The organism is Nakamurella sp., assembly GCF_048594475.1.
Classification (GTDB): Bacteria; Actinomycetota; Actinomycetes; order Mycobacteriales; family Nakamurellaceae; genus Nakamurella.
In genome coordinates this window covers 1-6,089 of record NZ_JBMDXT010000309.1, presented here as the reverse complement: position 1 = coordinate 6,089, position 6,089 = coordinate 1, and the positions used below count along the sequence as shown (strand labels likewise).

The 6,089-nt window shown below is 70.1% G+C and carries 6 protein-coding genes and 1 pseudogene; all 7 read left to right on the top strand.

Annotation, left to right across the window (positions count from 1 at the left end; translation table 11 throughout):
- Window positions 1–121: 121 nt before the first annotated feature.
- Window positions 122–1,414: a geranylgeranyl reductase family protein gene (locus ACOJUF_RS14180; RefSeq protein ID WP_420122478.1), complete on the top strand. Its 1,293-nt coding sequence runs from the start codon at window positions 122–124 to the stop codon at window positions 1,412–1,414.
- Window positions 1,415–1,513: 99 nt separating this feature from the next.
- Window positions 1,514–1,882 (top strand): NADH-quinone oxidoreductase subunit A, encoded by a 369-nt coding sequence (locus tag ACOJUF_RS14175; protein ID WP_420122477.1) that lies wholly within the window; start codon window positions 1,514–1,516, stop codon window positions 1,880–1,882.
- An 89-nt stretch (window positions 1,883–1,971) separates the two neighbouring features.
- On the top strand, window positions 1,972–2,571 hold the full coding sequence (locus tag ACOJUF_RS14170) for a NuoB/complex I 20 kDa subunit family protein (protein ID WP_420122476.1): 600 nt from the start codon (window positions 1,972–1,974) through the stop codon (window positions 2,569–2,571).
- A complete protein-coding gene (locus ACOJUF_RS14165) occupies window positions 2,568–3,386 on the top strand; it encodes an NADH-quinone oxidoreductase subunit C (protein ID WP_420122475.1) in 819 nt (272 codons plus the stop codon). Before ACOJUF_RS14170 ends, ACOJUF_RS14165 begins: the two co-directional genes overlap by 4 nt.
- Window positions 3,383–4,774 carry an NADH-quinone oxidoreductase subunit D gene (locus ACOJUF_RS14160; RefSeq protein ID WP_420122474.1) on the top strand — a complete coding sequence of 464 codons (1,392 nt, stop codon included), beginning with the start codon at window positions 3,383–3,385 and terminating at the stop codon, window positions 4,772–4,774. The genes ACOJUF_RS14165 and ACOJUF_RS14160 overlap by 4 nt, the downstream gene beginning before the upstream one ends.
- A 121-nt stretch (window positions 4,775–4,895) precedes the next feature.
- Window positions 4,896–5,648 carry an NADH-quinone oxidoreductase subunit NuoE gene (nuoE, locus tag ACOJUF_RS14155; RefSeq protein ID WP_420122473.1) on the top strand — a complete coding sequence of 251 codons (753 nt, stop codon included), beginning with the start codon at window positions 4,896–4,898 and terminating at the stop codon, window positions 5,646–5,648.
- Window positions 5,649–5,655: 7 nt separating this feature from the next.
- Window positions 5,656–6,089: pseudogene (locus ACOJUF_RS14150) on the top strand (NADH-quinone oxidoreductase subunit F); the annotation flags it as partial.

Below are 6,089 nucleotides of genomic sequence, written 5' to 3'. Positions count from 1 at the left end.
GTGTGATGGGTCCTACACTGATGCCCATGAGTTCGTGAACGAATTCACAAACTCGTCGCCGGGAATGCCGCCGCCTGTCCCGGCCTCGACCGATCTGCAGCGATGCGGGGAAGGATCGGAGATGACCCTGTCCAGTCCGGTCTCGGATCCGGACACCGTCGCCGACGTCATCGTCGTCGGCGCGGGCCCGGCGGGTTCGACGCTCGCCACCCATCTCGCCCGAGCCGGTGTCGACGTCCTGCTGCTGGAGAAGTCCACGTTCCCCCGGGAGAAGGTCTGCGGTGACGGGCTGACGCCCCGCGGGGTCAAGCAGGTCCTGGCCCTGGGGATCGACGTCTCCGGGCCGGAGTGGATCAAGAACAAGGGCCTGCGGGTCATCGGCGGCGGCACCAGCCTGGAGCTGCCGTGGCCGGTGCTCGAGGACTTCCCGGATTTCGGCCTCGTGCGCACCCGTCGCGACTTCGACGACATGCTGGCCACCCTCGCGGTCAAGGCCGGGGCCCGGCTCCGGATGGCGACCACGGTCAAGGAGCCGATCGTCGACGAGCGCAGCGGGCGGATCCTCGGGGTCACCGCCAGGACCGCGGACGGCCCGACGGAGTTCCGGGCGCCGCTCGTCCTGGCCTGTGACGGGGTGTCCGCCCGGGTCGCGGTCGGCATGGGCATCAACAAGCGGGAGGACCGGCCGCTGGGTGTCGCGGTCCGGCGGTACTACCGCAGCGAGGCCAGGACGCACGACGACTACCTGGAGTCCCACCTGGAGCTGTGGGACCGCAGCAACGCGGCCAGGCCAACGCTGCTGCCCGGCTACGGCTGGATCTTCGGTCTCGGCGACGGCACGGTGAACGTCGGCCTGGGCATGCTCAACTCCTCGAAGGCGTTCGGCCGCACCGACTATCGGGCGCTGCTGCGCCGGTGGCTGGAGGGCACGCCGGAGGAGTGGGGGCTGCGCGAGGAGAACGCGATCGGCCCGATCGGGGGCGCCGGTCTGCCGATGGGCTTCAACCGCACCCCGCACTACGCCAACGGGCTGCTGCTGGTGGGCGACGCGGGCGGCTCCTGCAACCCGTTCAACGGCGAGGGCATCGCCTACGCGATGGAGTCCGCCGCGCTGGCTGCGGACTCGGTGCTGCAGGCGCTCGGCCGGCCCGACGGGCCCAGCCGGGAGGCGGCGCTGCACGGGTACGCCACCGCGATGAAGGACCATCTGGGCTCGTACTACCGTCTCGGCGGCATCTTCTCCGGCCTGATCGGCAAGCCGGCGGTGATGAAGACGGCCACCCGCCTCGGGCTGCCGCGCAAGGATCTGATGTACCTGGTGCTCAAGGTGCTCGCCGGGCTGTACGACAGCCGTGGCGGGGACTGGGCGGACCGGGTGACCCGGGCGCTGGTCAAGGCGGCGCCCAGTGTGTGACCGGATCCGGTCCGCACCGACCCGGTCCGACCGGGTCCGGCCCGCCCCGGGCCGGCCCGCCGCCGGCCACCCCGTCGACGCAGATGGAGGGACCGATCGATGACGAGCACGTACCTGCCGGTGGTCATCCTGCTGGTCGTCGTCGCCGGCTTCGCCGTGACGATGGTGACGGTGGTCAGCGACGCGCTGGGTCCGCGCCGGTTCAACCGGGCCAAGATCGACCAGTACGAGTGCGGGATCCAGCCGACTCCGCTGCCGGCCGGCACCGCCGGCCGGTTCCCGATCAAGTTCTATCTGACCGCGATGTTGTTCATCGTGTTCGACATCGAGATCGTCTTCCTCTACCCGTGGGCCCAGTCGGCCGTCGCTCTCGGCGTGCTCGGGCTGGTCGAGATCATCCTGTTCATCGTCACCGTCGCCGTCGTCTACACCTATGCGTGGCGTCGCGGCGGCCTCGACTGGGACTGAGCCGCCGCCGTCCCGGGCCGCCGCGCCCGGGTCGCGCACCACCGCCCGGATATCCGAACACCGCCGCGTTCGAGAAGGGAGCAGGACACATGGGCCTGGAAGAGAAGCTGCCCAACGGGGTTCTGCTGACCAGTGTGGAGAAGCTGGTCAACTGGACCCGCAAGGCGTCGTTGTTCCCGGCGACGTTCGGGCTGGCCTGCTGCGCGATCGAAATGATGACGACCGGCGCCCCCCGGTACGACCTGGGCCGGTTCGGCATGGAGGTGTTCCGGGCCTCCCCCCGGCAGGCCGACCTGATGATCGTGGCCGGCCGGGTGAGCCAGAAGATGGCTCCGGTGCTGCGCCAGATCTACGACCAGATGGCCGAGCCGAAGTGGGTGCTGTCGATGGGCGTGTGCGCCTCGTCCGGCGGCATGTTCAACAACTACGCGATCGTCCAGGGCGTCGACCACGTCGTGCCGGTCGACATGTACCTGCCGGGCTGCCCGCCCCGGCCGGAGATGCTGATCGACGCGATCCTCAAGCTGCACGCCAAGATCATGGACGAGCCGCTGAACGCCGCCCGGGCGGCCGAGACCGAAGGTCGGCGCACCGATCTGGTCGCCTCGTCGGTCCGCTACGGCAAGCTGCCGGCCCCGGTCGGCACCCCCGAGGTCAACGTCCAGGCACTGGAGGCGGGGCGGAAATGACGACTCCCGCGGGCACCGGACCGGCCGCCCAGCCGGATCGCACCTCTGTCGACACCCCGGCCGAGAAGCTGTCGGGCACCACGTCCGATGCCTCGGCGCAGGGCGGCGAGTCGACCCTCCCCGCCGCCCAGGCGCTGCACCACCCGAGCGCGCCGGTGCCGGCCACCGGGGCCGAGCGGCACGGCATGTTCGGCGCGCACGGCTCCGGGGACACCTCCGGCTTCGGCCTGCTGGTCAGCGAGCCGTACAGCCCCGCTCCGGCGGAACGGCCTTATGGCTCCTACTTCGATGAGGTCGCCGACGCGCTGCTGGCGGCCATGCAGGAGCGGTCGATCCCGCCGCTGGCCCTGCTGCAGACGACGGTGGCCAACGGCGAGATCACCTTTTACATCCACCGCGACTTCCTCACCGTGATGCTGTGGGCGGTCCGGGACGATCCGTCGTTGCGGTTCGAGCTGGCCTCGTCGATCTCCGGGGTGGACTACGGCGAGGACGTGGCCAAGCGGCTGCACGTGGTCTACGAGCTCACCTCGATGACCTACCGCCGGCGCATCCGGCTGGAGGTCGCGGTGGACGTCGACGACGCCCACGTCCCGTCGGCCGTCGCGGTCTACCCGACCGCGGACTGGCACGAGCGCGAGATCTGGGACATGTTCGGCATCCAGTTCTCCGGCCACCCCGGCCTGACCCGGATCCTGATGCCGGACGACTGGCTGGGCCACCCGCAACGCAAGGACTACCCGCTCGGCGGCATCCCGGTCGAATACAAGGGAGCCGAGATCGCCGCCCCGGATCAGCGGAGGTCGTACTCATGACCGACCAGCAGGACGCCGGTACCCGGTTCGCCGAGGATTTCCTCGAGGCCGACGACCAGGACAGCGCGACCCGGATCCGGCAGGCCCGGGGCACCGACACCACCGAGGGCCGGATGTTCACGGTCACCGGCGGCGACTGGGACGACCTGGTCACCGAGACCGACTTCGAGCACGACGAACGCATCATCATCAACATGGGTCCGCAGCACCCGTCGACCCACGGCGTGCTGCGGCTCATCCTCGAACTCGAGGGCGAGACCGTGGTGCAGGCCCGGTCGGTCATCGGCTACCTGCACACCGGCATCGAGAAGTCCTGCGAGTACCGGACCTGGACCCAGGGCGTCACCTTCGTCACCCGCGCCGACTACCTGTCCCCGGCGTTCAACGAGGCCGTCTACTGCATGTCGGTGGAGAAGCTGCTGGGCATCGAGGTGCCGCCGCGGGCCCAGGTGATCCGGGTGCTACTGATGGAGCTGACCCGCATCACCTCGCACCTGGTGGCGCTGGCCACCGGCGGCATGGAGCTGGGCGCGCTGACCGGCATGACGGCCGGCTTCCGGGAGCGCGAAGAGGGCCTGCACCTGATGGAGTTCCTCACCGGCCTGCGGATGAACATGGCGTTCATCCGGCCCGGCGGCGTCGCGCAGGACCTGCCGGAGAACGCCCGGGAGCGGATCGACGCGTTCATCAAGATCATGGACCAGCGGCTGCCGGAGTACGACAAGCTGCTCACCGGCCAGCCGATCTGGAAGGCGCGGACGGTCGGCGTCGGCATCCTGCCGCTCGAGGGCTGCATGCAGCTGGGCATCACCGGCCCGATCCTGCGGTCGGCCGGCCTGGCCTGGGACCTGCGCAAGACGATGCCCTACTCGGGGTACGAGACCTACGACTTCGAGGTCCCGGTGCTGACCGAGGCCGACTGCTACGCCCGATTCCTGCTGCGGCTGGCGGAGATCCACCAGTCGCTCAAGATCATGAAGCAGTGCAACGAGCGGCTGCGCGAGCCCGGCCCGGTCATGGTCGGCGACCCGAAGATCGGCTGGCCGGCACAGCTGTCGATCGGCTCGGACGGCATGGGCAACTCCCTGGAGTACATCCGCAAGATCATGGGCCAGTCGATGGAGTCGCTGATCCACCACTTCAAGCTGGTCACCGAGGGCTTTCACGTGCCGGCCGGGCAGGCCTACGTCGGCATCGAGAACCCGCGCGGCGAGTTGGGCTGCCACGTGGTGTCCAGCGGCGGCACCCGGCCGTGGCGGGTCCACCTGCGCGACCCCGGGTTCGTCAACCTGCAGGCGATGCCGGCGATGTCCGAGGGGTCGATGATCGCCGACGTCGTCGCGGCCGTCGCCTCCATCGATCCCGTCATGGGCGGGGTCGACCGGTGACCCCCCGACCCGCCCCCACCCGGCCCGCGCGGATCAACAACGCCGGCGCGGATCAACTGACGCGAAATGGGACTGGTGTGACGGACGTCGACGACTTCATCCGCGCGGAGGACGTGCTTCGATGAGCGAGACCAACCGCAGGATCGGCGTGCCGGTGTTCCTGGACACCGGAGTCGTCTTCGACGAGCTGACCCACCAGCGGGCGGCCGAACTGATCGCCCGCTACCCGGTGTCCCGGTCGGCGCTGCTGCCGCTGCTGCACCTGGTGCAGTCGGTGGAAGGCTGCGTGTCCCAGCAGGGCATCGAGTTCTGCGCGGCGCAGCTGGCGCTGACCGAGGCCGAGGTCTCGGCGGTCGCCACGTTCTACACCATGTACAAGCGCACCCCGTGCGGTGAGCACCTGGTGTCGGTTTGCACGAACGCGCTGTGCGCGGCCCTGGGCGGGGACGCCATCTACGCCACCCTGTCCCGCCGGCTGGGCGGCATCGGCCACGAGCAGACCGCCGGCGAGCCCGGCACGCCCGGGTCGATCACCCTGGAGCACGCCGAATGCCTGGCCGCCTGCGACTTCGCGCCGGTGCTGACCGTCAACTACGAGTACTACGACAACCAGACCCCGGACAGCGCGCTGGATCTGGTGAACGAGCTGCAGCAGGGGCGCAAGCCGCATCCCACCCGGGGCGCCCCGCTGACCGACTTCCGGTCCACCGAGCTCGAGATCGCCGGTATCTTCCCGGATCTGGCGGATCGGGTGGAGGCGCCGACCGCGTCCGCGCCCACCCTGCGCGGTGCGGTGCTGGCCGAGCAGACCGGGCAGCGGGCGCCCGTGATGCCCGAGACCGTCGTGTTCCCGCCGCTGCCGGAGAAGAAGTGAGGTCCCGGTGAACCAGACACCAGAGGAAACCGCGCCGCTGACGCCGGTGCTCACCCGCCGGTGGGCGTCCCCGCGGTCGTGGGACATCGGCACCTACCGTCAGCTCGACGGCTACCAGGCGGTCCGCACCGCACTGACCGTCGAGCCGGACCGGCTGATCGAGCTGGTGAAGAACTCCGGCCTGCGCGGCCGGGGTGGCGCCGGCTTCCCGACCGGGCTCAAGTGGTCGTTCCTGCCCAAGGGCGGCACCAAGCCGCACTACCTGGTGATCAACGCCGACGAGGGCGAACCGGGGACCTGCAAGGACATCCCGCTGATGATGGCCGACCCGCACTCGCTGGTCGAGGGCTGCATCATCACCTGCTACGCCATCCGCGCGCCGTTCTGCGCCATCTACATCCGGGGCGAGGCGGTGCACGCGATCCGCCGGGTGGCCAACGC